The 24,617-nt window shown below is 59.3% G+C and carries 23 protein-coding genes, 1 tRNA gene and 1 pseudogene; 16 read left to right on the top strand and 9 right to left on the bottom strand.

The window, feature by feature from the left end; genetic code table 11:
- Window positions 1-214 precede the first annotated feature (214 nt).
- Entirely contained in the window at window positions 215-1,171 is a 957-nt protein-coding gene (locus tag ACP7A2_RS25845; protein ID WP_426136619.1) for a DMT family transporter, read from the top strand.
- On the opposite strand, the gene ACP7A2_RS25840 is transcribed toward ACP7A2_RS25845, so the two are convergent.
- A complete protein-coding gene (locus ACP7A2_RS25840) occupies window positions 1,168-2,556 on the bottom strand; it encodes a class II fumarate hydratase (RefSeq protein WP_348061101.1) in 1,389 nt (462 codons plus the stop codon). The genes ACP7A2_RS25845 and ACP7A2_RS25840 overlap by 4 nt on opposite strands.
- A 192-nt stretch (window positions 2,557-2,748) precedes the next feature.
- Here ACP7A2_RS25840 and ACP7A2_RS25835 point away from each other — a divergent pair, with 192 nt between their 5' ends.
- The 7 genes from ACP7A2_RS25835 to ACP7A2_RS25805 all read left to right on the top strand — a co-directional run bounded on the left by ACP7A2_RS25835 (window position 2,749) and on the right by ACP7A2_RS25805 (window position 10,449).
- Entirely contained in the window at window positions 2,749-3,267 is a 519-nt protein-coding gene (locus ACP7A2_RS25835) for a DUF2059 domain-containing protein (protein WP_003175221.1), read from the top strand.
- Between the two features lie 6 nt (window positions 3,268-3,273).
- Entirely contained in the window at window positions 3,274-3,570 is a 297-nt protein-coding gene (locus tag ACP7A2_RS25830) for a BolA family protein (protein ID WP_426136618.1), read from the top strand.
- Window positions 3,571-3,688: 118 nt separating this feature from the next.
- Window positions 3,689-4,630: a rhodanese-related sulfurtransferase gene (locus tag ACP7A2_RS25825; protein WP_375069310.1), complete on the top strand. Its 942-nt coding sequence runs from the start codon at window positions 3,689-3,691 to the stop codon at window positions 4,628-4,630.
- Window positions 4,631-4,666: 36 nt separating this feature from the next.
- Complete coding sequence (locus ACP7A2_RS25820) at window positions 4,667-5,269, top strand: DsbA family protein (RefSeq protein WP_426136622.1); 603 nt, start codon at window positions 4,667-4,669, stop codon at window positions 5,267-5,269.
- Window positions 5,262-7,064: an ABC transporter ATP-binding protein gene (locus tag ACP7A2_RS25815; RefSeq protein ID WP_348061109.1), complete on the top strand. Its 1,803-nt coding sequence runs from the start codon at window positions 5,262-5,264 to the stop codon at window positions 7,062-7,064. The genes ACP7A2_RS25820 and ACP7A2_RS25815 overlap by 8 nt, the downstream gene beginning before the upstream one ends.
- A 71-nt stretch (window positions 7,065-7,135) precedes the next feature.
- Entirely contained in the window at window positions 7,136-9,598 is a 2,463-nt protein-coding gene (locus ACP7A2_RS25810; RefSeq protein ID WP_426136617.1) for an EAL domain-containing protein, read from the top strand.
- A gap of 77 nt (window positions 9,599-9,675) precedes the next feature.
- The gene (locus ACP7A2_RS25805; protein WP_426136620.1) at window positions 9,676-10,449 is read left to right on the top strand and encodes a TenA family transcriptional regulator; all 774 of its coding nucleotides are present in this window, start codon (window positions 9,676-9,678) and stop codon (window positions 10,447-10,449) included.
- Window positions 10,450-10,469: 20 nt separating this feature from the next.
- Here the strand turns inward: ACP7A2_RS25805 and ACP7A2_RS25800 are convergent, their stop codons facing one another.
- Both ACP7A2_RS25800 and lldD read right to left on the bottom strand, forming a co-directional pair.
- Complete coding sequence (locus tag ACP7A2_RS25800; protein WP_426136616.1) at window positions 10,470-11,396, bottom strand: GGDEF domain-containing protein; 927 nt, start codon at window positions 11,394-11,396, stop codon at window positions 10,470-10,472.
- A 302-nt stretch (window positions 11,397-11,698) separates the two neighbouring features.
- Window positions 11,699-12,835, bottom strand: coding sequence for an FMN-dependent L-lactate dehydrogenase LldD (gene lldD / locus ACP7A2_RS25795; protein ID WP_426136615.1), 1,137 nt, complete (start codon window positions 12,833-12,835; stop codon window positions 11,699-11,701).
- A gap of 102 nt (window positions 12,836-12,937) precedes the next feature.
- Between lldD and ACP7A2_RS25790 the strand changes: the two genes are divergently transcribed.
- The 5 genes from ACP7A2_RS25790 (at window position 12,938) to ACP7A2_RS25770 (ending at window position 16,343) form a co-directional block, all read left to right on the top strand.
- A complete protein-coding gene (locus ACP7A2_RS25790) occupies window positions 12,938-13,864 on the top strand; it encodes a LysR family transcriptional regulator (protein ID WP_426136613.1) in 927 nt (308 codons plus the stop codon).
- Window positions 13,865-13,897: 33 nt separating this feature from the next.
- A tRNA-Asn gene (locus tag ACP7A2_RS25785) sits at window positions 13,898-13,973 on the top strand.
- Window positions 13,974-14,592: 619 nt separating this feature from the next.
- Complete coding sequence (locus tag ACP7A2_RS25780; protein ID WP_014860758.1) at window positions 14,593-14,925, top strand: carboxymuconolactone decarboxylase family protein; 333 nt, start codon at window positions 14,593-14,595, stop codon at window positions 14,923-14,925.
- Window positions 14,926-14,969: 44 nt separating this feature from the next.
- A complete protein-coding gene (locus ACP7A2_RS25775) occupies window positions 14,970-16,076 on the top strand; it encodes an alkene reductase (protein ID WP_426136611.1) in 1,107 nt (368 codons plus the stop codon).
- Between the two features lie 48 nt (window positions 16,077-16,124).
- On the top strand, window positions 16,125-16,343 hold the full coding sequence (locus ACP7A2_RS25770) for a tautomerase family protein (protein ID WP_426136610.1): 219 nt from the start codon (window positions 16,125-16,127) through the stop codon (window positions 16,341-16,343).
- On the opposite strand, the pseudogene ACP7A2_RS25765 reads toward ACP7A2_RS25770, so the two are convergent.
- From ACP7A2_RS25765 to ACP7A2_RS25750, 4 genes and pseudogenes are all read right to left on the bottom strand, one after another.
- Window positions 16,328-16,941: pseudogene (locus ACP7A2_RS25765) on the bottom strand (TetR/AcrR family transcriptional regulator). The gene ACP7A2_RS25770 and the pseudogene ACP7A2_RS25765 overlap by 16 nt on opposite strands.
- 22 nt (window positions 16,942-16,963) lie before the next feature.
- A complete protein-coding gene (locus tag ACP7A2_RS25760; protein WP_426136609.1) occupies window positions 16,964-17,737 on the bottom strand; it encodes an SDR family NAD(P)-dependent oxidoreductase in 774 nt (257 codons plus the stop codon).
- 94 nt (window positions 17,738-17,831) lie between these two features.
- Window positions 17,832-18,386 carry an OsmC family protein gene (locus tag ACP7A2_RS25755; RefSeq protein ID WP_258696400.1) on the bottom strand — a complete coding sequence of 185 codons (555 nt, stop codon included), beginning with the start codon at window positions 18,384-18,386 and terminating at the stop codon, window positions 17,832-17,834.
- 262 nt (window positions 18,387-18,648) lie between these two features.
- Window positions 18,649-19,257: a TetR/AcrR family transcriptional regulator gene (locus ACP7A2_RS25750; protein WP_426136607.1), complete on the bottom strand. Its 609-nt coding sequence runs from the start codon at window positions 19,255-19,257 to the stop codon at window positions 18,649-18,651.
- Window positions 19,258-19,585: 328 nt separating this feature from the next.
- Between ACP7A2_RS25750 and ACP7A2_RS25745 the strand changes: the two genes are divergently transcribed.
- Window positions 19,586-20,044 carry an Hsp20 family protein gene (locus tag ACP7A2_RS25745; RefSeq protein WP_426136606.1) on the top strand — a complete coding sequence of 153 codons (459 nt, stop codon included), beginning with the start codon at window positions 19,586-19,588 and terminating at the stop codon, window positions 20,042-20,044.
- Window positions 20,045-20,166: 122 nt separating this feature from the next.
- Here the strand turns inward: ACP7A2_RS25745 and ACP7A2_RS25740 are convergent, their stop codons facing one another.
- The gene (locus ACP7A2_RS25740; RefSeq protein ID WP_426136605.1) at window positions 20,167-20,814 is read right to left on the bottom strand and encodes a TetR/AcrR family transcriptional regulator; all 648 of its coding nucleotides are present in this window, start codon (window positions 20,812-20,814) and stop codon (window positions 20,167-20,169) included.
- Window positions 20,815-20,934: 120 nt separating this feature from the next.
- Between ACP7A2_RS25740 and ACP7A2_RS25735 the strand changes: the two genes are divergently transcribed.
- Together ACP7A2_RS25735 and ACP7A2_RS25730 are read left to right on the top strand one after the other, a co-directional pair.
- Complete coding sequence (locus tag ACP7A2_RS25735; RefSeq protein ID WP_426136603.1) at window positions 20,935-22,152, top strand: MFS transporter; 1,218 nt, start codon at window positions 20,935-20,937, stop codon at window positions 22,150-22,152.
- 94 nt (window positions 22,153-22,246) lie between these two features.
- On the top strand, window positions 22,247-23,044 hold the full coding sequence (locus ACP7A2_RS25730) for a DNA/RNA non-specific endonuclease (protein WP_348062288.1): 798 nt from the start codon (window positions 22,247-22,249) through the stop codon (window positions 23,042-23,044).
- On the opposite strand, the gene ACP7A2_RS25725 is transcribed toward ACP7A2_RS25730, so the two are convergent.
- A complete protein-coding gene (locus ACP7A2_RS25725) occupies window positions 23,019-24,263 on the bottom strand; it encodes an MFS transporter (protein WP_426136602.1) in 1,245 nt (414 codons plus the stop codon). The two genes, ACP7A2_RS25730 and ACP7A2_RS25725, sit on opposite strands and share 26 nt — an antisense overlap.
- Window positions 24,264-24,617 lie beyond the last annotated feature (354 nt).

The raw sequence follows: 24,617 nt of genomic DNA, 5'->3' as shown, positions 1-24,617 counted from the left end.
GGTGCCGAGTGGTGGGGCGAAGGCCTTTTGGTTACTTTTGGGCCTTTCCAAAAGTGACCCGCTGTAAGAGCGGAACCGATATCAGCCGTCACCCAAATAACGGATATACACCCCAAAAACCCCGCCGCACCACACATTCAACCGACCCCATAGCCCAATCCTTCCGCTTACCCCTAGAATGCCCGCTCCACTTCCTCAGGCACTCGGGGCATTCATGCATATCTCTTCCGGTCGCTGGGTCTATGGCTTTGGCTTGACCCTGCTGACCGCGTTCCTCTGGGGCATCCTGCCGATCAAGCTCAAACAAGTGCTGCAAGTGATGGACCCGGTGACGGTCACCTGGTTTCGCCTGGTGGTCGCCGGCAGTTGCTTGTTCGTCTACCTCACCCTTACCAAACGCCTGCCCAGCCGCAAAGTGCTTGGCCCCAGGGGCGGCTGGCTGGTAGGGATGGCCGTGTGCGGCCTGGTGGGCAATTACGTGTTGTACCTGATCGGCCTCAAAATGCTCAGCCCCGGTACCGCCCAGTTGGTGGTGCAGATGGGGCCGATTTTCCTGATGGTCGCCAGCGTATTCGTGTTCAAGGAGCGCTTCAGCCTGGGGCAGGTGCTGGGCCTGGTGGTGCTGATCCTCGGCTTCGGGCTGTTTTTCAATCAGCGCCTGACAGAGCTGCTGACCTCGATGGGCTCTTACACCGCTGGAGTGCTGACGGTTTTGCTCGCCACCACCGTCTGGGTGTTCTACGCGCTGGGCCAGAAGCAGTTGCTGACGGTATGGAATTCACTGCAAGTGATGATGGTGATCTACCTGTCGTGCGCAGTATTGCTCACTCCATGGGCGCATCCGCTCGAAGCACTGGACCTGAGCCCGCTGCAAGGCTGGTTGCTGCTGGCCTGCTGCATGAACACGCTGGTGGCCTACGGCGCCTTTGCCGAAGCGCTGGCCCATTGGGAGGCCTCGCGGGTCAGTGCGACGCTGGCGCTCACGCCGTTGGTGACGTTTGTGGCAGTGGCCCTGGCGGCGTGGTTGTGGCCGGATTTTGTGCAGGCCGAAGACATCAACGCCCTGGGCTATGCCGGGGCGTTGGTGGTGGTACTGGGCTCGGCGACGGTAGCGCTGGCGCCGTCGCTGATCGCCGGGCTCAAGGCCCGGCGATTGCGCCTGGCGTCTTAGTGCCCGGCTTCGAGCATGTTTTCCGGGCGCACCCACTGGTCGAACTCGGCGTCGGTCAGGAAGCCCAGGTCCAGCGCGGCCTGGCGTAGGGTCAGGCCTTCGGCGTAAGCCTTTTTGGCGATCTGCGCCGATTTGTCGTAGCCAATGTGCGGGTTGAGCGCCGTCACCAGCATCAGCCCGCGCTCCAGGTGCTCGGCCATTTTTTCTGCATCCGGTTCAAGGCCTTCGATGCAATGTTCCTGGAAGTTGTTGCAGCCGTCCGCCAGCAGGCGGATCGACTCCAGCACGTTGTGGATGATCACCGGCTTGTACACGTTCAACTGCAAATGCCCCTGGCTTGCGGCAATGCCGATGGTTACGTCATTGCCCAGCACTTGGCAGGCCAGCATCGACAGCGCTTCGCACTGGGTCGGGTTGACCTTGCCCGGCATGATCGAGCTGCCCGGTTCGTTGGCCGGCAACTTGACCTCGGCCAAACCGGCTCGCGGGCCGGAACCCAGCAGGCGCAGGTCGTTGGCGATTTTCATCAGCGCCACGGCCAGGGTTTTCAGCGCCCCGTGCAGGGTTACCAGTGGCTCGTGGCCGGAGAGGGCGGCGAACTTGTTCGGCGCGGTCACAAACGGCAAACCCGACAATGCAGCCAGCTCGGCGGCAATCGCTTCGCCAAAGCCATGGGGTGAATTAAGCCCGGTGCCGACGGCAGTACCGCCTTGGGCCAGCTCGCACACGGCAGGCAGCGCGCTGCGGATAGCGCGCTCGGCGTAATCGAGTTGGGCGATAAACGCCGAAAGCTCCTGGCCAAAGGTGATCGGCGTGGCGTCCATCATGTGGGTGCGGCCGGTCTTCACCAGCTTCACATGCCGCGCCGACAATTCGGCGAGGCCGCCGGACAGGTTGCCGATCGCCGGCAGCAACTGCTGGGTGATCGCCTGCACCGTCGCAATGCTCATGGCGGTGGGGAAGCAGTCGTTGGAGCTCTGGGAGCGGTTCACGTGGTCGTTGGGGTGCACCGGGCTCTTGCCGCCACGGGGTTTGCCCGACAGCTCGTTGGCGCGACCGGCAATCACCTCATTGGCGTTCATATTGCTCTGGGTGCCACTGCCGGTCTGCCAGACCACCAGCGGAAACTGGTCATCGTGGGACCCGTCGAGCACTTCATCGGCGGCCTGTTCGATCAGGCGGGCGATGTCTGCGGGCAAGTCGCCGTTACGGTCGTTGACCCGCGCGGCGGCCTTCTTGATCAGGGCCAGGGCGTGCAGCACCGCCAGGGGCATGCGTTGCTCGCCGATGGCGAAGTTCACCAGCGAACGTTGGGTTTGCGCGCCCCAGTAAGCGTCATCCGGGACATTTACTTCCCCCAGGCTGTCGGTTTCGATACGGCTCATCGGGCACTCTCCTTGAAGTCGGTTTGCGCAGTTTAGGCCCTGATCGACCTGTGTCGTTCCATAAAAGACGTTTCATCGGTTAGAAGCCCCGCAAATCCAGGCCCGACAAGGCGCGGGGTTGAGCCGCGAGGTTTTTTAGGCGCAGAATGGTCGCCCTTGGGGTTTTACCTCGCCTGCTAGAAAGGAAACTCGATGACTCGTCTTCGTGCCATCTGTACCGCGGTTGCTCTGGTTTGCGCCAGCGGCCAAGTCTTTGCCGATACCGCCAGCCATAACGCCAGTGCCGAAGCCTTCCTGACCCTGGCCCACGCTGACAAGCTGGGTACCCCGGTGTACATGCAAGTGCAGCAAATGTTCGCTCAGCGTTTCGAACAGACCAAGGCGCCTGCCGCCAAGCAGTCCGTCCTGGACAGCTACCAGGCCAAGGCCAACGCCGCTCTGGACCAAGCCATCGGCTGGCCGAAGCTCAAGCCGGACATGGTCAAGCTCTACACCACTAACTTCAGCGAATCCGAACTCAAGGACCTGGTTGCCTTCTACCAGTCGCCTCTGGGCAAGAAAGTCCTGGAAAAAATGCCACAACTGACCCAGCAATCGGCCCAGATGACTCAGGCCAAGCTGGAAAGCGCCGTGCCAGTGGTGAACAAGCTGTTGGAAGACATGACCAACGAGCTGGCGCCAAAAGCCGCTGCACCGGCCAAGAAGAAGTAAGCAGGAATGACCATGCAACAGCGTATCGAAACGGCACTCACCGCCTTGAGCCCGCAACACTTGAGCGTGCTGGATGAAAGCCACATGCACAGCCGTGGGTTGCAGACCCACTTCAAGGCCGTGCTGGTCAGTCAGCAGTTCGAGGGGCTTAACCGCGTCAAGCGCCACCAGACGGTCTACGCCACCCTGGGTGACCTGATGAGCGAGTTTCATGCGTTGGCGCTGCATACCTACACGCCTGAAGAATGGGCGAAAATCGACGCAGCCCCGGCCTCGCCGACCTGCGCCGGCGGGCATGACTGACGCGCGGGTGTCTCTGGCACCGAGCATTTGTTAGAATCCGCAACGCGCCGCTCAGACGGCGCGTTTTTTTTGCATCCGGTTCACCCTTTACGAGGGTAGCCACCTGGAGAGAACACCCATGACCCAACCGATCGTCGTGGCGGCACTGTATAAGTTCGTCACCCTCGAAGATTACGTCGCCCTGCGCGAGCCACTGCTGCAGGCAATGGTCGACAACGGCATCAAAGGCACCTTGCTGATCGCCGAAGAAGGCATCAACGGCACCGTTTCCGGCAGCCGCGAAGGCATTGATGGCCTGATGGCCTGGCTCAAGAAAGACCCGCGCATGGTCGACATCGACCACAAAGAGTCTTACTGCGACGACCAGCCGTTCTACCGCACCAAGGTCAAGCTCAAGAAAGAGATCGTGACCCTGGGCGTCGAAGGCGTCGACCCGAACAAACAAGTCGGCACCTATGTGAACCCGCAGGACTGGAACGCGCTGATCAGCGACCCGGAAGTGCTGCTGATCGACACCCGCAACGACTACGAAGTGTCAATCGGCACCTTTGAAGGCGCGATTGATCCGAAAACCACCAGTTTTCGCGAGTTTCCTGACTACATCAAAGCCAATTTCGACCCGGCCAAACACAAGAAAGTCGCCATGTTCTGCACCGGTGGCATTCGCTGCGAAAAAGCCTCCAGCTACATGCTCAGCGAAGGCTTCGATGAGGTCTACCACCTCAAGGGCGGCATCCTGAAGTACCTCGAAGAGGTGCCGCAGGAAGAAACCAAATGGCAGGGCGACTGCTTTGTGTTCGATAACCGCGTGACCGTGCGCCACGACTTGAGCGAAGGCGACTACGATCAGTGTCACGCCTGCCGCACGCCCGTGAGCATCGAAGACCGCGCGTCCGAGCACTACGTGGCTGGCATCAGTTGTCCACATTGCTGGGATAAGCTGCCGGAGAAGACCCGTCGCAGCGCGATTGACCGGCAAAAGCAGATTGAGCTGGCCAAGGCCCGCAATATGCCGCATCCGATTGGCTTCAACTATAAGCAATCACCTTCCGAGGCCTGACCCATGCCCGCGCGCCTGCTCTATGTGATGGACCCGATGTGTTCCTGGTGCTGGGGCTTTGCCCCGGTGGCCGAAGCGTTGGTGGAGCAGGCCCAGGCCGCGGGTGTGGAGCTGCACCTGGTGGTGGGCGGCTTGCGCACCGGCAGCGGCGCGGCACTGGAACCGACAACCCGGCGCTACATTCTTGAACACTGGCAGGCGGTCACCGACGCCACGGGGCAGCCGTTCACGCGTGAAGGCGCGTTGCCCGACGGGTTTGTCTACGACACCGAGCCGGCGTGCCGCGCCATCGTCACTGCGCGCAGCCTGGCGCCGGACTGCGCGTGGACCTTGCTGGGGCTGATTCAGCGTGCGTTCTATGTCGAGGGCCGCGATGTGACCGTCGCCAGCGTGCTGGTGGAGCTGGCCGAGCAGGCCGGGATCCCGCGTATCGTGTTTGCCGAAGCATTCGACAAGGCCGAGCAGCACGCGGCCACGGCGGCCGATTTCACGTGGGTACAGGATTTGGGCATTGCCGGTTTCCCGACGTTGCTGGCTGAGCGCAATGGCCAGTTGGCGTTGTTGACCAACGGCTACCAGCCGTTGTCCGAGCTGTCGCCTTTACTCGCCCGATGGCTGGAGCGAGCCGCCTGTGCCTGAGCAACGCCAACGCACTGATCGTCTGACCTGGGCGGAAATTCGCCGCCTGGCCCTGCGTCACAAGAAATCCCTGTGGGTCGCCAACGGCGTCGCCGTGCTCGCCACCCTGTGCAGCGTGCCGATTCCCTTGCTGTTGCCATTGCTGGTGGACGAAGTGCTGCTCGGCCACGGCGATGCGGCGCTCAAAGTGATGAACCACGCGCTGCCATTGGGTTGGCAGAAGGCTGTCGGGTATATCGGCCTGATGCTGCTGGTGACCCTGACACTGCGCTGCGGCGCACTGGTGTTCAACGTGGTGCAGGCGCGGCTGTTTGCGCGCCTGGCCAAAGACATCGTGTACCGAATTCGTGTACGCCTGATCGAACGGCTCAAGCGCATTTCCCTCGGCGAATACGAAAGCCTGGGCAGCGGCACCGTCACCACGCACCTGGTGACCGACCTGGATACGCTGGACAAGTTTGTCGGCGAAACCCTCAGCCGTTTTCTGGTGGCGATGCTGACGCTGGTGGGCACCTCGGCGATCCTGGTGTGGATGCATTGGCAACTGGCACTGTTGATTCTGTTGTTCAACCCGCTGGTGATTTACGCCACTGTGCAGCTGGGCAAACGCGTCAAACACCTGAAGAAGCTTGAGAACGACAGCACGTCGCGCTTTACCCAGGCGCTGACCGAAACCCTCGACGCCATCCAGGAAGTGCGTGCCGGCAACCGCCAGGGCTTTTTCCTCGGGCGCCTGGGCCAGCGCGCTCAAGAAGTGCGCGACTACGCCATTCACTCGCAGTGGAAAACCGACGCTTCCAGCCGCGCCAGCGGGTTGTTGTTCCAGTTCGGCATCGACATCTTCCGTGCGGCTGCGATGCTCACTGTGCTGTTTTCCGACCTGTCCATCGGCCAGATGCTCGCGGTGTTCAGCTACCTGTGGTTCATGATCGGCCCGGTGGAGCAATTGCTGAACCTGCAATACGCCTACTATGCGGCGGGCGGGGCGCTCACGCGCATCAACGAATTACTGGCGCGTGCCGATGAGCCGCAATATGCCGGGGGCGAAGACCCCTTCACCGGCCGTGAAACTGTCGGTATCGAGGTGCGTGGCCTTAACTTCGGCTACGGTGAGGACCTTGTACTCGACCAGTTGAACCTGACCATCGCACCCGGTGAAAAAGTCGCCATCGTCGGCGCCAGCGGCGGCGGTAAAAGCACGTTGGTGCAACTGTTGTTGGGGCTCTACACGCCGCAGGCCGGCAGCATTCGTTTCGGTGGCGCGACCCAGCAGGAAATCGGCCTGGAGACCATCCGCGAGAACGTCGCCGTGGTCCTGCAACACCCGGCACTGTTCAACGACACGGTGCGCGCCAATTTGACCATGGGCCGTGAGCGCACAGACCAGGCCTGTTGGCAGGCGCTGGAAATCGCCCAGCTGGACGCGACCGTCAAGTCTTTACCCTTGGGGCTGGACAGTGTGGTGGGGCGCTCCGGCGTGCGCTTTTCCGGCGGCCAGCGGCAACGCCTGGCGATTGCGCGCATGGTATTGGCTGAGCCGAAAGTGGTGATTCTGGATGAAGCCACCTCGGCGCTGGACGCTGCCACCGAGTACAACCTGCACCAGGCGCTGGCGCGGTTTCTCAGTGGGCGTACTACACTGATCATCGCTCACCGTCTGTCGGCGGTGAAGCAGGCCGACCGAGTATTAGTGTTTGACGGTGGTCATATCGCCGAGGACGGCGATCATCAGCAACTGATTGCCGACGGAGGCCTGTACGCCAAGTTATACGGGCACTTGCAACAAGTGCGTTGATTTAGCCTAGGCTGTGCTTTCAGAAGCGGGTTTTTGCGTGCGTATCCAGCAGTGCATGTGCAAGGGACTTCATGAAGCAAAAGCGGACTCTCGGAACGCCTCGACTGTTGGGCATTGTCTGGCCCTTTATCGCCGTCGTGCTGTTCCAGGCATTGTTAGGCTGCGTCAGTCTTTACGTGCTTTCAGCCGTGCGGGGCTACGTGGCTGGCGAAAGCCTGTGGTCCAAGGGCCAAAAGGACGCGATCTACTATTTGACGCTTTACGCGGATAACCGCGACGAAGCCACTTTCCTCAAATACACCCAAGCCATTGCCGTGCCCCAGGGCGGGCATGAGTTGCGCATCGCCCTCGACCGCTCCACGCCTGATCTGGCGGCGGCGCGCCTGGGTATTCTCAAGGGCGGTAATCACCCGGATGACGTCTCCAGCCTGATCTGGCTGTACCTCAATTTTCGCCATTTCAGCTACCTCGAAAAAGCCATCGAGCTGTGGACGGTCGGCGATGGTTACCTCGTGCAACTGGATAACCTGGCTCAGGAGATGCACCGGGCAGTCAGTGCCGATCACGTCAGCAGCAACGATGTGCGCCAATGGAAGGCTCATATCATTGCCATTAACGACGGCGTGACGCCGGCGGCCAAGGCGTTCAGCGACGCCCTGGGAGAGGGCTCGCGGGTCATTCTTCGGCTGTTGTTGATCACCAACCTGGCCACTGCCCTGGGCCTGATCCTGCTGGCGCTGTTGCGTACGCACAAGCTATTGGCCCAGCGCCACGCGTTTGCCGATGCCCTGCAGGCGGAGAAGGAGCGCGCACAGATCACCCTCGAATCGATCGGCGACGGCGTGATCACCACCGATGTCGATGGCGCTATCGCCTACATGAACCCGGCAGCCGAAGCGCTGACTCACTGGAAATCGGCGCAGGCTCAGGGGTTGCCCCTGGCGGCGTTATTCAATTTACTCGATGAAAACGCCGAGCCCGATGGCTTTGCCCTGATCGAGCACATCATCAAGGGCCAGCTCAGCGGCGGCAGCGAACATTCGAAGCTGATCCAGCGCCTGGATGGCAGCACGGTGTCGGTCACCCTGGTGGGCGCGCCGATCCGTAGCGCCGGCAAGGTCAGCGGCGCGGTGCTGGTGTTGCACGACATGACCCAGGAGCGCCAATACATCGCCAACCTGTCGTGGCAAGCGACGCACGATGCGTTGACCGGCCTGGCCAACCGCCGCGCATTCGAGTTTCGTCTCGAGCAAGTGCTGGAGCAGGTCGCCCGGCAACAGAATGGCCGGCACGCCTTGATGTTCCTCGATCTTGACCAGTTCAAACTGGTCAACGACACCTGTGGCCACGCGGCGGGCGACGAATTGTTGCGGCATATCTGCGCGCTGCTGCAATCGGACCTGCGCGAGTGCGACACCCTGGCCCGCCTGGGGGGCGACGAGTTTGGCATTCTGCTGGAAAACTGCCCGGCACCGGTGGCGGAGAAAATCGCCGAGAGCCTGCGCCACACGGTGCAAAGCCTGCATTTTGTGTGGAAGGGCCGGCCGTTCATGACCACCGTGAGTATTGGCCTGGTGCATATCTCACAAACTCCGACCACCCTGGAAACATCGCTGCGGGCGGCGGATATGGCGTGCTACATGGCCAAGGAAAAAGGCCGCAACCGCGTGCAGGTCTACCACGTCGACGACTCGGAGTTGTCCATGCGGTTTGGCGAAATGGCCTGGGTGCAGCGCCTGCACATGGCGCTGGAAGAGAACCGGTTTTGCTTGTACGCCCAGGAAATTGCTCCCCTGGGCCACACCGACGGCGGCAATGGGCACATCGAAATACTGCTGCGCCTGCATGATGAAGCCGGCAGGATCATCCTGCCCGACAGTTTTATTCCGGCCGCCGAGCGTTACGGCTTGATGACATCGCTGGACCGCTGGGTGGTTGAAAATGTATTTAAAATTATTGCTAACTGCCTGCGTGAGCGTCCGGGCCGACCAATGGCCATGTGTGCGATTAATCTGTCAGGTATTACGATTGGCGATGAAGACTTTCTCGGTTTTTTACGTGAGAAATTCGCCGCTTATAACATTCCACCGGCAATGATCTGTTTTGAAATAACCGAAACAAGTGCTATCGCAAATTTGGGCAGTGCCATTCGTTTTATTAATGAACTCAAAGCGTTAGGTTGCCATTTTTCACTCGATGACTTTTGTGCCGGAATGTCCTCATTCGCCTATCTCAAACATTTACCTGTAGACTTCCTGAAGATCGATGGAAGTTTCGTAAAGGATATGCTGGACGACCCGATTAACCGCGCCATGGTCGAAGTGATCAACCACATCGGCCACGTCATGGGTAAGCGCACAATTGCCGAATTTGTTGAAACACCGCAAATCGAACAGGCTCTACTTGAGATCGGTGTGGATTACGCTCAGGGCTACCTGATTGAACGCCCGCAATTGTTTACCTTTGATAGCTTGCAGTGTCGACCTGTGCGGCCGCAGCCTTTGTTATTCAAGGCGCCCGGCACATTCCGCTGAAACTTTGCTGGTCTGTACAATCACACTTAAAAAGGAGCCCTACAGTGATCGACACCTTCAACAGAACCGGCCCGCTTATGGAAGCCTCTAGTTACCCCGCCTGGGCGCAACAACTGATCCAGGACTGTAGCGAGAGCAAGCGCCGAGTTGTCGAGCACGAACTGTATCAGCGCATGCGTGACAACACGCTCAGCGCCAAGACCCTGCGTCACTACCTGATCGGTGGCTGGCCAGTGGTTGAACAGTTTGCCTTGTACATGGCACAGAACCTCACCAAGACCAAGTTTGCCCGCCATCCTGGGGAGGATATGGCGCGGCGCTGGCTGATGCGCAATATTCGCGTGGAACTCAACCACGCCGACTATTGGGTGCATTGGGCCCGCGCCCATGGCGTGAGCCTGGAAGAACTGCAAGCGCAGAACGTACCGCCGGAGTTGCACGCACTGAGCCACTGGTGCTGGCATACCAGTTCAGCGGACTCGTTGATCGTTGCCATTGCTGCCACCAACTATGCGATCGAGGGGGCGACAGGGGAGTGGTCCGCCGTGGTCTGCTCTACCGGCGTCTACGCCGCCGCCTTCCCCGAGGAAGACCGCAAGCGTGCAATGAAGTGGCTGAAGATGCACGCTCAATACGACGACGCCCACCCGTGGGAAGCCCTGGAAATCATCTGCACACTGGCCGGGATGAACCCGACCAAGGCCCTGCAGACGGAGCTGCGTCAGGCCGTGTGCAAGAGCTACGACTACATGTACCTGTTTTTGGAAAGCTGCATGCGGTTGGAAAACGAGAAGGACAAGGCGCCCGTAGCTCATCGCGAGCGTGAGGCGCGCGTCGCCAGCGAGGCGTGATGTAAACGTGATGGCGGGGGTTACCCCGCCATTGCCAACCGGTTACGGCCTTCACGCTTGGCCACGTACAAAGCGCTGTCGGCCCGGCGCAGCAGGCTTTCGGCAGACTCGGCGGCCAACAAGGTTGAACAACCCAGGCTGACGGTTAATTCGACTCGCGTATCATCCGCCCAATAGTCGTGACTTTGTGCCGCCCGGCGCAGGCGCTCACCGACCATCCCCGCCGCGTCCCGGCCAGTGTTTGACAGCAGGATCAGAAACTCTTCCCCGCCAAACCGAAACACCATGTCCACATTGCGCAACTGGCTTTTGATCGCCCCGGCCACGGCGCGCAGCACGTTGTCGCCTGCGGCATGGCCATGGGTATCGTTGATTTTCTTGAAGTGGTCGATGTCCAGCATCAGCAACGACAGCGGGTGCAGATGCCGCCGCGCCATGTCGATTTCACGCTGCAGCGTCTGGTCCATCGCGATGCGGTTACCGGTCTCGGTCAAGGGGTCCCGCAGGGCGCTGCGGGTGGCGGCGCGGTAGAGCAGGGCGTTGCGCATCGGGTACAACAACGTCGCCAGCAGAGACTCAAGCTGACTCAATTCGTCTTCGGTAAAACGTTGATTGCGGCGAAAAATCAGCTCGCCCAAATGTTCACCTTCATGGCTCAGGGTATAGCTCACCGAGTGGTGGCCTCGGTGGCCGAACTCCAGGCGCAGGTCGCTCGCTTCGTGCCGATAATGCAGCGCGTCGAGGGGCACCAGGCGTTGGACCTCGCGGAAGAACAGGCCAAGAATGCGCTCCGGCTCAAGGCTGGTCTGCAATTGCTGACTCAGTTGCTGGCGAAGCTGGGCAAAAGTGACGGGGCGGTGAGGGCGGAGGGCTGGCTGACCAAACCCCAGGCGTTGCAATTTGGCACTGTCGAAGTCAATTGCGTTTGTCTGGGTCGGTGTTTTCATGAGCTTGCGGCCTCTAAGCACTTAACTGTCTTACAGGCTGGATGAGGATGGCGAGTGCCAAGCGTCTTACTGTTCCGTCAGTTCTGTAAAACATCGGATACAGTTTAAACCGCTTTTCAGTGGGTTTATAACCCCTGTGCACTGCCACACGTCTTGTCATCGCTTGACCTGCTTGAGACGGATTAGAGCGAGATTCATGCCAGTTGGTTTAATTTAATAAAACTCTTTATAAATCAATTGGCTGTTCTGGGGTTCAAGAACAGCCACTGCATGATGGCGCCAGTTATTTGGCTAGTGGAAGGTCAGCGCTGGACCAGGGTGTTGTGGTCAATCTGATCAATTGACGTAACGCCCGTCAGTGTCATGGCGACGCGCATCTCCTTGGCGAAAATATCCAACAGGTTTTCAACGCCCCCCTGACCATCGGCCGCCAGCGCGTAGGCGGTCGCACGGCCCAGCAGGCAGGCCTTGGCGCCCAGGGCAAGCATGCGCACCACGTCGAGCCCCGAGCGAATGCCCGAGTCCACCAGTACCGTTAGGTCATCGCCGACCCCATCGGCAATCGGCGGCAAGGCTTTGGCGGTGGACAGCACGCCATCCAGCTGTCGGCCGCCGTGGTTGGACACCACGATGCCGTCGGCGCCGAAACTCACGGCATCCTTGGCGTCCTGAGGGTCGAGGATGCCCTTGATGATCATCGGGCCTTTCCAGAAGTCGCGGATCCATTCCAAATCTTTCCAACTGATGGAAGGGTCGAAATTGTTGGCCAGCCAGCCGATGTAGTCTTCCAGGTGCGTCGGTTTCCCGAGGTATTTGGAGATATTTCCCAGGTCATGGGGGCGGCCCATCAACCCCACATCGAACGCCCACTGGGGTTTGGTGACGGCTTGCAACATGCGCCGCGACGCCGCGAAAGGCCCGGACATGCCCGAGTGCGCATCGCGATAGCGCGCGCCAGGCGTCGGCATGTCCACCGTGAACACCAGCGTCGTCACCCCGGCGGCCTGCGCCCGCTCCAGCGCATTGCGCATAAAGCCACGGTCCTTGAGCACGTACAGCTGGAACCAGATCGACTGCGGGCTTTGCGATGCCACTTCTTCAATCGAACACACCGACACCGTCGACAGGCAAAACGGAATGCCTTGATTGGCCGCCGCTTTTGCCGCCTGCACCTCACCGCGTCGCGCATACATGCCGGTCAGGCCCACCGGGCTGAGAATCACCGGCATCGCCAGTTCCTGGCCAAACAGCGTGGTCTTCAGGCTCAGGTTGTCGACATTGCGCAGGACGCGCTGGCGCAGACTGATCTCGGCCAGGTCCGAACTGTTCGCGCGCATAGTGTGTTCGGCATAGGCGCCGCCGTCGATGTAGTCAAACAGAAAGCGCGGCAGCTTGCGCTTGGCAGCTGCCCGGTAATCAGACGCGGACGAGATGATCATCAAAGGTGTCTCCACAGAGCAGGATGGGGTTCAAGATAAGCAAACATCTGTCATGATAAAAACAACTTTTATCACTAGTATCCAGTCGCCAAGGGAATACCGATGAACCTGAGAACATTGCTGGCGTTTGTTGAGGTGGTGCGCCAGGGCGGGTTTTCCCAGGCGGCAGAAGTGGTTTCGCTGACGCAGTCGTCAGTGAGCAAGGCGGTCAAAACCCTGGAGGATGAACTGGGCATGCCGCTGCTCAATCGCCTGGGTCACAAGAATGAGCTGACTGCTGCTGGCGAAATTGCCTACCGCCGTGCGTTGGTAATGCTCGGTGAGAGCAACGATTTGGTGGCGCAGATCAATGATTTGCGCGGCCTCAAACGTGGCGTGCTGCGCATCGGCCTGCCGCCGGTGGGCTGTGGCGTGCTGTTTGCGGCGATGTTCGCGGCTTACCGCAGCCGTTATCCCGACATCGAAATCGAACTCACCGAATACGGCAGCAAAAAACTGCGCGAATGTCTGGAGGCCGGGGAGGTCGACCTGGCGGCGCTTCTGTTGCCGGTGGACGAAGGCTTTGACTGCCAGCCAGTGCGCAACGAACCGCTGATGGCCGTGCTGCCCGTAAGCCACCCCATGGCGCAGCGCAAACGCATCGACTTTAACGACCTTGCCGACTCGCCGTTCATTTTGTTCGAAGCAGGCTTCGCCCTGAACGCCAAAATTCTCGCCGCGTGCGAGCGCAAGGGCGTGACGCCAAAGGTGACCGCCCGCAGCGGGCAAATCGACTTTATTGTGGACCTGGTCTCGGCCGGTCTTGGAGTAGCGTTCTTGCCGCGGATGCTCGCGCACACGCATCAACACGCGGGTATTGCCCTGATTCCTTTGGACGAACCTCACACCGATTGGCACATCGCCCTGGCCTGGCGTGCCAGCGCTCATCTACCGCCAGCGGCACGTGCCTGGCTGGATTTGGCCAGGGAAATGGCCGGCCCTGGGCAGGTGGCGTACCGGTCATCTGATGGAATAGGCGCTAGTGCTTGACTTCTTCTTTTTAATCAGTAACATACGGCGCATTCCGCGATAGCTCAGTTGGTAGAGCAAATGACTGTTAATCATTGGGTCCCTGGTTCGAGTCCAGGTCGTGGAGCCAGACAAAGTTTCAGAGAAAGCTTCCAAAATCTCTGAACCCCCCGAAAAACCCGCCTTATGGCGGGTTTTTTCGTTTTGACGTTCTGTCGGGTTCCGGTAAGTACCGGCCATTTTAAGGGCAGTGTTCGGGAAAAAGATCAGTTCGATAAAAGGGAGCACCCTTATGTCGCGCACCACTGCTCCACTCTCCGCCGCCGCTTGCCGTTCGGCACGGCAATGTCAGCCAAGTGGGCACCGGACTATTCCAAGACAGTGATGAGTCGCCTCAAATCTCACCTCTTCCCGCTGATCGCCACCCGCTCACTTGTTCGGAAGTGTTCAGTACACCAGATCATGAGATGCCCAAGCTCCCGGTCGTAAAGAGCCGCCAGTCGGCGGTGCGCGGCGATCAATATGTGAACGTCTCGACGAGGCCTGACAGCAAGCGATGCTGACAATCAACAGTCCAGTAATTGTCATCCCTATGAAGCGATTTTCCAGTGTGTGTGTTCAAGTATTCAATACTTCGATTGCGCTGATAGTGAAAATCAGCACGAATAAATTGTATGCCTACCAACTGGATGGTAGCTTATTAGCAGTTTTTGGATAACTGTCATTAACACCATCCCTGTGAGAACCCCATGCAAGATTGGAAGCAAACGCGCAAAGACATCAACACTCGCCTGGTAGAGCTCAACGGTCTGTCTCCAGAAACAATGAAAGGCATGGCGGCGCTCGGCGCTGCCGGCGGCAAGACCAATCACTTGGACGCGAAGACCCGAGAATTGATCTCCCTCGCCGTGGCCGTGACCACCCGCTGCGACGGTTGCATCGCCTTCCACGCCGCCGAAGCCAAGAAACTTGGCGTCACCAGTGAAGAAGTCGCCGAAGCACTGGGCGTGGCAATCAATATGAATGCGGGTGCCGCGTTGGTGTACAGCACACATGTGCTGGACGCATTTGATAAGTCGTAAATCAAACGCTGACTTTCAACCTGTTAACGACTTCGAGACTAATCATGAATAAGCTGTTCACCCCTTACGATCTGTCCGGTACTGCGCTAAAAAATCGGGTCGTTATGGCCCCCATGACTCGCACCCGGACCCTGAACAACATCCCTAACGAGTTCACTACGCTGTATTACGCACAGCGCGCTTCTGCTGGTCTGCTGATCACTGAAGGCCTGCCGATTTCCGACGAAGCCCGTGGCTACCTGTACACCCCAGGTATCTATACCGACGAACACTTGCCAGGCTGGCGTCAGGTCACCGACGCGGTGCATTCCAAGGGCGGGAAGATCTTCGCGCAGTTATGGCACGTTGGCCGTATGTCCCATATTTCGGTGCATGGCATGATTCCGGTTTCTTCGGGTACTCAGCCAGCGGTCGATACCACGGTATATGCCTGGATCGAGCCTGGCGAATCCGGTCCTGTGCAACCCAGCGTGCCGCGTGCGCTGGAAACGGATGAAGTGAAACGTGTCATCGCTGACTTTGTGAAGTCTGCGCGTATGGCGATGGAGGCCGGTTTTGACGGTATCGAAATCATGGCTGCCAACGGGTTCCTGTTCGATCAGTTCCTCAGCAGCGCCTTGAACACCCGTACCGACCAGTACGGTGGCTCTATCGCCAATCGCCAGCGCTTTCTGCTGGAAACCATTGACGCGATTGCTGCCCAAATCGGCGGCTCGAAGATTGGCGTACGGTTCTCGCCGTTTGGCCGCCTGTATGACTTTGGTGTGTACGAAGGTGAAGCAGAAACCTGGATGAGCATGGCGGCAGCGCTTAATGAACGCGAACTGGCCTACGTCCACCTGAACTACCAACCCACCATCACCGCCGCGCAAACGCCGCCTGGTTTCAGCGCTGCGTTCCGTGAAGCCTATAAAGGCACCTTGATGGCTGCCGGTGGCTTCACCCAAGCCTTGGCTGAGTCGGAACTGGCCAAAGGTGAACTCGACTTGATCGCCTTCGGTACGGCCTACATCGCCAACCCTGACCTGGTGGAGCGCATGCAGAACGGCTGGCCATTGGCAGAGGGTGATCGCGCGACTTATTACGGTGTCAGCGATCGCATTGCAAAGGGTTACACCGACTACCCGGAATACGTTGCAGGCAAAGCCTGATGACTCGCTGTTTCATCACTGTCCACTTCAGACGTCAAGGAGCACACCATGCCACTCGTTACCATCAAGGGCATTGAAGGCGTTTTTACCGACCAGCAGAAAGCCGAAGTCATCCAGAAAGTGACGGACGCCATGGTGTCTGTGGAAGGAGAAAACATGCGCGCCCTCACCTGGGTCATCTTCGAAGAGGTCAAAAGCGGAGATTGGGGAATCGCTGGAAAAACTGTGACTGCTCAGGACGTATTGAAACTTCAAGCAGGTAAATAAAAGGGGTTCACCCCCCCCCAAAAAAATGACTCTCTGATCGGTGGGCATTCTCTTGTCCAACGACCAGGGAGTAAATGATCGAAGCCTGCCAACGGGTCGGCTGATCGGCCCAATGTCCACTCGATAAGGCTCGCGCCCTCCAGGCAGCTCAACAGCATGCGCAGGTCTCAACGGGTTTGCCCCGCGACCAGTTGCGCTGCCGGACCCCGTCATTGAGGGGGCCTGAATCAATTGAGCTGGCTCTCAAGGAACACCCGAGTGAGCCTTTGCAGCGACAGCGGCAGTGCCGCCATTTTTGCCGCCAGGGCGCCACACAAGGGCAGCAGCCCCTCGTTGGCGCTGATGATGAAAAGCCGGACAAAACCACGCAGCCGCAGCAACGGATCGACATGCGTTTCCTCGATTGAACTGAGGGTCGCAGCGAAGCGTTTGATGTAGTCCCTGATCAGCTCCGCGCCCAGGCTTCCTTGGTCGGGAAGTGATGGTGAATACAGGCTTTTCCAATACCGATCTGCGCCGCAAGATCGGTATAACTGAACGCGGAATAGCCCATGGAGCGCATTTGGGTTTCCGCGACTTCCAACAGCGCTGCTCTCATCAGGCCGCGCTCGCCACCGTGGTCAGGCCCTGACAGCCATAATTCCTGCATCCACGTCCCAGATTGCGCCGGTTACCCAGGACGTCTTGTCCGACAGCAGGAACAGGATGGTGTTCGCGACGTCTTCGGGAACGCCGACTCGTCCCAGGGGGTGGAAATCGTTCAGCGACTTCATCGCTTCCGGGATCGCCTCTTTGTCCATGAACCCTTCGTAGATCGAGGTGTGAACGATCCCTGGTGAGACGGCGTTGACCCGGATACCCGAGTGAGCCAGTTCGATCGCCAGGTTGCGTGTAAGCGCATGCAGGCCTGCCTTTGCCATCGAGTAGGCGGAGGCCGGTGAGCCTGCTAATGCGGCCTGCGCACCGATGGAGCCAACATTGACAATTGCCCCTTCGCGCTTGGCAGCCAGCATGTTCTTGACCACTGCCTGGGTGATGAAGAAGGTCGCACGGTTCAGAGACAGGTACATGTCGTACTCGGCCTCATCGTGCTCGGTGAACGGTTTGGGAATAAAGATCCCGGCGGAGTTCACCATCAGGCTGATATCGCTATGGTTGGCATTGATTTCCTTGCGAACAAAATTCATGCCTTCTTCAGTCATCAGGTTGGCGACGATCACCGACACAGGGCCCAGCGGGCTCAGCTCGTTACACACTGCATCGGCTTTGTCTTGCTTGCTGCCGGTGAGCACCACGCTGCCGCCTGCCTTGAGCACCATGCGGGCCGTTTCCAAGCCCATGCCACTGGTGCCACCGACAACCAGCAGTTTTTTACCTTTGAAAAAATCGTTCATTGCAGACTCCGGTTATCCAGAACTAATTAGGGTCGGCACCAAGGCGGCTGCCTGGTGGTGCACGCAAGGTTTGAATGTCTTTGAAACTAACGAATCAGCCCTCACGTACTTCGAGGGTTGGCACCATGCGGATGGCTTTCGAGAAGTTGGCGTAGTTGACCGAGGTTTTGAGCACTACTTTGTGCAGTTCTTCAACGCGCTCACGGGAGGCGTCGGTGTGCAGTCGAATCACCACACTCACTTCGTCGTAACCTGGGTTGACGCTCTCGTCGAGGCCCAGGAAGCCTTGCAGGTCGAGGGTGCCGTCCGTTTCGATTTCCAGGCTGTGAATCTTGATCCCCATCATCGCGGCGTTGGCGGCATAACCCACCGACATGCAGGCGTTGAGAGCGGCCATCAGCAGCTCTTGAGGGTTAGGCGCAGTGTTCTGGCCCAGCAATTCATTAGGCTCATCGGCGACGATTTCGAAATCCCGCGAGTAGGTTTCACCGGCCAGACTGTAGCGATTGACTTTGGCCACAGAGCGAGTCTGGCCTTTCCACTGAGTCTTGACGTTGAAGCTCGCGTGGCGCTTGGTCGCATCCTCTGCAACGCCTTGGGCAAACTGCTGGAGTGCGGCGACATCGATACCATTCAGGTTGTTGCTCATGTGTTCGTTCCTCTTCGGATTGACCGGGCGTTTGGCTCGGAAGAGAAACAAGCCTACCAACTAGTAGGTTGTCGATCAATGGATTGTTCTTCTTATAATCAATAGCCAAAAAAAACCGTGCCGTATCCGTAACCCAAATGCGAGACTGGACGTACGTTCGTCAAATTGAGTGCGCGCAAAAAGAATTCAAAGAGTGTGAGCCAAGCGGCTGAAACCACGGACGAGGCAGGAAAACGGACCAAGCCAGCGGGGCTGGATCGGTCTATTTATGACGCAGAATAAAGCTGAGCGAACCTCTGTGATGTGTTTCGGTAACCCGAAGTCCATCCAAAATGAAATCAAATCCAGAAGACTGTTCGTAATTGTCGTTCAGCGCCCACGATACAAAGCTTCCACCTTCCAGCGTATTCAAGATGAACCTGGCAACCTTCACGCCGTCCAGCTCAGCTTTGAGTTCCCCTGCCGCTTGGCCCAGTGCGATATTGGCCTGAAGCCAATTGAGATGGATTTCGAAAAAAACTCGCGTCAATTCCTTCAGGCTTTCAGGCAACGCCATCAATTCCGCCGCCAGAGCGCCGCAGAGTGGAAGCATCGCGTTTTTACTGCTTAGTGCGAACATCAGGGCGAAGGCATTGAGCCGATCGACAATGCCGGTATTCTCAGCATTGATGGATTCCAGCTGATTCTTGAACCGGAACAGATAACTCTCAACGATGGCAATCGCCAGACTTTCCTTGGTGGGAAAGTGGTGGTGAATACTCGCCTTCTTGATACCGATGTCTTCCGCCAGATCGGCATAACTGAAGGCTGCGTAGCCCTTGGTACGCAACAGAATCTCAGCGCTGGCCAGGAGGTCGGAACGTGTACTCATGATGCCGTTTCCAAATTTATCAATGCGGCATCATAAATTAGTACTTCTTCATAGGACAGCGCTCAGGTTGCGCACCTATGAACCCGCTGCCCGCGCGAAGGCGCCTCTACGCAGATACTCGAGGGTGACACCCTTCAGTTGTCGCTGACGGCGTTCGCGGCGCCGAACAACTGCCTCCAGAGGCCCGCACGTGGGTGATGCAAACCTGAGTGTAAAAATTTTTTTGACGGCTCTTGAAATTTTTTTTCCTGAACTTACTTAGGGTTTACGCGATGCCGAACACGGGTCGCGTCTTGAATCACTTGGAGAACACTCAGGAGATTTCGCAATGGCTACTACTCTTTCTTTGGCTCCACTGTTCCGCCACTCTGTTGGCTTTGATCGTTTTAACGACCTGTTCGAATCGGCGCTTCGCAGCGAGGCCGGTACGACTTATCCTCCTCACAATGTCGAAAAACGCGGTGATGACCATTACCGAATCGTCATTGCGGCCGCAGGCCTGGTAGAGGATGACCTGGACATTCAGGTTGAAAAAGGTGTGTTGACGGTCGCCGGTGGAAAGCGCGAGCACGATGAAGGCGTTACGTACCTGCACCAGGGAATTGCTCAGCGCGCATTCCGGCTGTCGTTCCGTCTGGTTGACCACATTGAAGTGACGGGCGCCCAGCTTTCCAACGGGTTGCTGAGCATCGATTTGCTCAGAGTGGTACCGGAGGAGGCCAAGCCCAAACGCATCACCATTGGCGGTGATACGAAGGCGCAGGTGAAATCAATCACCGAGCACTGAGTCACAGTACAAGAGGCGCTCTTCGGAGCGCCTTTTTTTTTGCACGTTTTTGCAGGTCGTCCACAGTGGCCACTTTTTGGCAGCCTCGAGGTGTTCGCCAGCATGTCGGGTGCGCCATCGGGTCAGGGCGTGTGTGGATGTTTTGCTGGGGTGTCGGGAGCAATGGGGGCCACTGTCCACGTCAGCAGGAGCTGACTGATCGCTGCATCAAGGGTTTCAAACGGCGTGTTGTCCCGCGCCAGAATCGAAATCCCCTGCAGGAAACTATCAAACACCGTCGCCATCACCTGCGGGTCAAGCGTGGCGGGCAACTCGCCGGCACTCACCGCACGCTCCACACACGCCACGATCCCGGCCCGCGTGCGCAATCGCGATTGGGTCAAAGCGTCCGCCACCCGCGCGTTCTCCGGGCTCGGTGCGCTCATCACGCCCAGGGTCACCATGCAGCCCTTGGGATGGGCGTTGTCGCATTGCATGCGCGCCGACTGGCGCAGCGCGGTGTCGATGGCCTGGCGCGGTGGCAGGCTTTCGTCCCACAGGCATTCGGTGACTTGGGCGTAGGTCGAGAGGTAGCGCTGCACGCACTCATCAAACAAGGCTTCCTTGGAGCCAAAGGCCGCGTAAAAGCTCGGCGCCGAGATGCCGCCGCCCAGGCCAGCCTTGAGCTGGGCGAGGGACGTGGCGTCGTAGCCGTGCTGCCAGAACAGGTGCATGGCCTGTTCCACCGCCTGGTCGCGATCGAAATTACGCGGTCGGCCCATTTGTGCCATGTGAACACTCCTGTGGAATTCGAGATAAATACTAGTCGATACATAAGTCGTTGACAACGCACCGTACGAACACGCAACATTTGTATCGATCAGTATTTAAGTCATCCCAAGGAGCTACCCGTGACACCTTCCCTAAGCTTATCTGCGTCGTCCGACCGCTTGCCCATTGGCGCCTTGCTGGCCCTGGCCATGACCGGCTTCATTTGCATCGTCACCGAAACCTTGCCCGCCGGGCTGTTGCCATTGATCAGCGAAGGCCTGGCGATTTCGCCGTCGATGGCCGGGCAGATGGTCACGGCTTACGCGTTGGGTTCGGTGCTGGCGGTGATCCCGATGACCATCGCCACCCGTGGCTGGCGTCGGCGCAATGTGCTGTTGCTGACCATCGTCGGCTTTCTGCTGTTCAACTCCATCACGGCATTGTCGTCCCACTATGGCGTGACCCTGGTGGCGCGTTTTTTTGCCGGAGTGGCAGCGGGTCTGGCCTGGAGCCTGCTCGCCGGTTACGCCCGGCGCATGGTCGCGCCGCATCAACAGGGCAGGGCGCTGGCGTTGGCGATGGTCGGCACGCCGATTGCGCTGTCGCTCGGCGTGCCGCTGGGGACGTGGCTGGGCGGGCTGGTGGGCTGGCGCACCACGTTCGGCATCATGTCGGCACTGACCCTGGTACTGATCGTGTGGGTGCTGGTGAAAGTCCCGGACTATCCGCCCCAGGCTGCGCATCAGCGTGTGTCGTTGGGCGAAGTGCTGACCACGCCTGGCGTGCGGCCGGTGCTCGCGGTGGTGATCAGCTGGATGCTGGCGCACAACATTCTCTATACCTACATCGCGCCGTTCGTGGCCTCGGCCGGCTTGGCTGAGCGTGTCGATGTGGTGCAGTTGGTGTTCGGGGTTGCCGCGCTGGCAGGCATTTGGGTCACCGCCAGGCTGGTCGAACCGATGTTACGCAACACGGTGCTGATGAGCCTGGCGATGTTCGCGCTGGTGAGCGTGGTATTCGGGTTGCTGGGCACTGTGCCGCAGGTGATTTACCTCGGCGTGGCCGTATGGGGTTTGAGCTTTGGCGGCGCGGCAACCTTGCTGCAAACCGCATTGGCAGACGCAGCGGGTGATGGCGCGGACGTGGCGTTGTCGCTGAATGTGGTGGCCTGGAACAGCGCGATTGCCGCCAGTGGCGTGGCGGGCGGGGTGCTGCTTGAAACCTGGGGCGCGGCGGCGTTTCCGTGGGCCATGCTGCTGCTGATTGCCGTGGCGTTTTTGATCGCCTGGGGCGCGCATGCTCGGGGCTTCAAACCGGGCGCGCGCGGTGCAGGAAAACCCGCCGCCACCGGGCACTAATGTGACTCGGTCCGGTCAATAACCCTCGCACTATCATTCACTTGGCTCCGCTTGCCGGAGCCTGTCGCCTCACTCCCCGCCAAAGAAGTCATGCATGCACCTACGCAAAATCGCACTCGGGCTGTCGGCCCTTGTTTTGCTCTCCACCGGGGCCGCCGCGCGCAATCTCCCCGACCTCTACTCCCGGCAAGAAAAGCAGCTTTCGTTCGACAGCTGCGCCGACCTGTTCCCGGCCTCGACACCGATCAACACCGCTACCGTGCCCTCCGCCATGAAACCCCTGGCCCTGTGCTCGGACACTTTCGCGGTGCTCTATTCGCAAACCAGCAAAACCCCGCTGGTGGTGGTTGAACGCCTCAACGCCGCGCAGTTGAAAGACGCCAAAGGCGAAGAACGCACCAACCAGTTTTACGCCGACCCGCGCATCCCCAAAGGCGCCCGTGCAGAGTTGAGCGACTACCACGCCCAACACCCGGCCGTGGACCGTGGCCATCAATCCCCAGCCGCCGATGCACCGAACGCCCACGCCATGGCGCAATCGTTCGCGCTGTCGAACATGGTGCCCCAGGACCCCGTCAACAACCGCAAGATCTGGAGCAAGGTCGAGGCAGACGTGCGCAAGTTTGCCGTGCGTGCCGGCGGCGACGTGTTTGTATTCACCGGCCCGCTGTTTGATGCGGGCTACGGCACCATCGGCGACAACAAAGTGTGGGTGCCCACGCGCCTGTTCAAACTGGTGTACGACGCCTCGTCCAAGCGTGCATGGGCCTACGTGCTGCCCAATGCGGAAACGCGCATCGAACGGCCGATGGACTACGAGACATTTGTGAAGACCACCGGGCTCAAGTTGCTCGGCAATCTCCCGGTCACAGGTTCGGTGGGTCGGTCTTGATCACCCGCGGCTTATCCAGCTGACGCCTGATCGTCCAGAGCGCCACGCCCACGTCGAGGATGCCCGACACCGCGCCGACCACCAATGCCCAACGCGGGCCGAGGTGGTCGGCGATCCAGCCGACGATAGGCGCGCCGATGGGCGTGCCGCCCAATGCCACGGCGACGCGCAAGGCAATCACCCGGCCCCGCATGGCCGGTTCGGTGGTCAGTTGCATCAGGCTGTTGGTGGTGTTGCTGAACGTCATGGCGCCCACGCCGATGATCACCAGCGCGATCGCGAACGTCCAATAATTCGGTGCCAAAGCCGCCAGTGCGCAGCCCAGCCCAAACACCGCCGCGCCGGTCAGCAACGACTTGAACTGCGGGCGCTCGCTGCCTGCGGCGATCAAAGCACCGGCGATGGTGCCGATGGCCAGGGTTGAGGTCAGCAGCCCATAGCCGCGTGCGTCGGCATGGAACACGGTGACGGCCATGGTCGAGATGAAAATCGGGAAGTTCATGCCGAAGGTGCCGATCAAAAACAGCATCAACAAAATCGCTTTCAAGTCTGGCCGCGCCCACACGTAGCGCATCCCCTCGGTGAGGCTGCCTTTGGCCCGCAGCGCGCGCACCTTGAGGTGCGGGCTTGAGACCCGCAGGAAAAACAGCGACGCCAGCACCGCAAAGAAACTTGAGCCATTGAGCAGAAACGCCCAGCCGGTGCCGACCGAAGTGATGGTCACGCCGGCCACCGCCGGGCCGATCATGCGCGCCATGTTGAACGAGGTGGAGTTGAGCGCGATGGCGTTGGACAAATCCTTCTCGCCCACCAGCTTCGCCACGAAAATCTGCCGCACCGGCGCATCGAATGCCGAAGCGCAGCCGGACAAAAACGCGAACACATACACGTGCCACAGCTCGACAAAACCGGTGATGGTGAACACGCCCAGGGTCAATGCCAGCAGGCCCATGATCGCCTGGGTGGTGATCAGCAATTTGCGTTGGTCGTAGTGGTCGGCGGCAAAGCCGGTCCACGGCAGCAACAACAGTTGCGGCCCGAACTGCAATGCCATGACGATACCGACGGCGGCTGCGTTGTGGGGCGTGAGTTGGGTAAGCACCAGCCAATCCTGGGCGGTGCGTTGCATCCAGGTGCCGACGTTGGAGACCAGCGCCCCGGCCGCCCAGATGCGGTAATTGCGGCTGCGCAGGGAGCGGAAGGTGCCGAGGAAACTCATAACGGTTTCATGCCTCCCGGTGGTTGAGCAACTCGATGACGGGGAGCGCGTGTTGCAGGTCTGCGATGATCAGGGCGGTGGTTGCGTCCAGCGAGGTGACAGCCATGCTATTTCCTCAATCGTTGCGTTCAAAAAACGGCGGGGCGGCTCAGATCAAAATCTACAGCATGGCGGGCTGAGTGGTTGGATCAACGGCGCTGTTTTTTCCTGGAGCAGGTCGCATTCTTCCCGAGGTATGAAAATCAACTGTGGGAGCGGGCTTGCTCGCGAATGCGGTGGGTCAGCCCATTCATCCATCAACTGACCCACCGCCTTCGCGAGCAAGCCCGCTCCCACAGTTTTGACCGAGTAAGA

The organism is Pseudomonas sp. PWP3-1b2 (assembly GCF_049896045.1).
GTDB lineage: Bacteria > Pseudomonadota > Gammaproteobacteria > Pseudomonadales > Pseudomonadaceae > Aquipseudomonas > Aquipseudomonas antarctica_B.
Note: the sequence above shows the minus strand (reverse complement) of the source record. Positions and strands in the feature narration are given on the sequence as shown.

What these genes read in the sequence shown, in the direction of transcription:
- ACP7A2_RS25770 (WP_426136610.1), top strand. Translation starts at nt 16,125, where the DNA reads ATGCCACTCGTTACCATCAAGGGCATTGAAGGCGTTTTTACCGACCAG.
- ACP7A2_RS25755 (WP_258696400.1), bottom strand. Translation starts at nt 18,386, where the DNA reads ATGAGCAACAACCTGAATGGTATCGATGTCGCCGCACTCCAGCAGTTT.
- ACP7A2_RS25825 (WP_375069310.1), top strand. Translation starts at nt 3,689, where the DNA reads ATGACCCAACCGATCGTCGTGGCGGCACTGTATAAGTTCGTCACCCTC.
- ACP7A2_RS25835 (WP_003175221.1), top strand. Translation starts at nt 2,749, where the DNA reads ATGACTCGTCTTCGTGCCATCTGTACCGCGGTTGCTCTGGTTTGCGCC.
- ACP7A2_RS25830 (WP_426136618.1), top strand. Translation starts at nt 3,274, where the DNA reads ATGACCATGCAACAGCGTATCGAAACGGCACTCACCGCCTTGAGCCCG.
- ACP7A2_RS25740 (WP_426136605.1), bottom strand. Translation starts at nt 20,814, where the DNA reads ATGGCACAAATGGGCCGACCGCGTAATTTCGATCGCGACCAGGCGGTG.
- ACP7A2_RS25725 (WP_426136602.1), bottom strand. Translation starts at nt 24,263, where the DNA reads ATGAGTTTCCTCGGCACCTTCCGCTCCCTGCGCAGCCGCAATTACCGC.
- ACP7A2_RS25840 (WP_348061101.1), bottom strand. Translation starts at nt 2,556, where the DNA reads ATGAGCCGTATCGAAACCGACAGCCTGGGGGAAGTAAATGTCCCGGAT.
- ACP7A2_RS25760 (WP_426136609.1), bottom strand. Translation starts at nt 17,737, where the DNA reads ATGAACGATTTTTTCAAAGGTAAAAAACTGCTGGTTGTCGGTGGCACC.
- ACP7A2_RS25810 (WP_426136617.1), top strand. Translation starts at nt 7,136, where the DNA reads ATGAAGCAAAAGCGGACTCTCGGAACGCCTCGACTGTTGGGCATTGTC.
- ACP7A2_RS25780 (WP_014860758.1), top strand. Translation starts at nt 14,593, where the DNA reads ATGCAAGATTGGAAGCAAACGCGCAAAGACATCAACACTCGCCTGGTA.
- ACP7A2_RS25745 (WP_426136606.1), top strand. Translation starts at nt 19,586, where the DNA reads ATGGCTACTACTCTTTCTTTGGCTCCACTGTTCCGCCACTCTGTTGGC.
- ACP7A2_RS25820 (WP_426136622.1), top strand. Translation starts at nt 4,667, where the DNA reads ATGTGTTCCTGGTGCTGGGGCTTTGCCCCGGTGGCCGAAGCGTTGGTG.
- ACP7A2_RS25800 (WP_426136616.1), bottom strand. Translation starts at nt 11,396, where the DNA reads ATGAAAACACCGACCCAGACAAACGCAATTGACTTCGACAGTGCCAAA.
- lldD (WP_426136615.1), bottom strand. Translation starts at nt 12,835, where the DNA reads ATGATCATCTCGTCCGCGTCTGATTACCGGGCAGCTGCCAAGCGCAAG.
- ACP7A2_RS25790 (WP_426136613.1), top strand. Translation starts at nt 12,938, where the DNA reads ATGAACCTGAGAACATTGCTGGCGTTTGTTGAGGTGGTGCGCCAGGGC.
- ACP7A2_RS25805 (WP_426136620.1), top strand. Translation starts at nt 9,676, where the DNA reads ATGGAAGCCTCTAGTTACCCCGCCTGGGCGCAACAACTGATCCAGGAC.
- ACP7A2_RS25775 (WP_426136611.1), top strand. Translation starts at nt 14,970, where the DNA reads ATGAATAAGCTGTTCACCCCTTACGATCTGTCCGGTACTGCGCTAAAA.
- ACP7A2_RS25730 (WP_348062288.1), top strand. Translation starts at nt 22,247, where the DNA reads ATGCACCTACGCAAAATCGCACTCGGGCTGTCGGCCCTTGTTTTGCTC.
- ACP7A2_RS25845 (WP_426136619.1), top strand. Translation starts at nt 215, where the DNA reads ATGCATATCTCTTCCGGTCGCTGGGTCTATGGCTTTGGCTTGACCCTG.
- ACP7A2_RS25750 (WP_426136607.1), bottom strand. Translation starts at nt 19,257, where the DNA reads ATGAGTACACGTTCCGACCTCCTGGCCAGCGCTGAGATTCTGTTGCGT.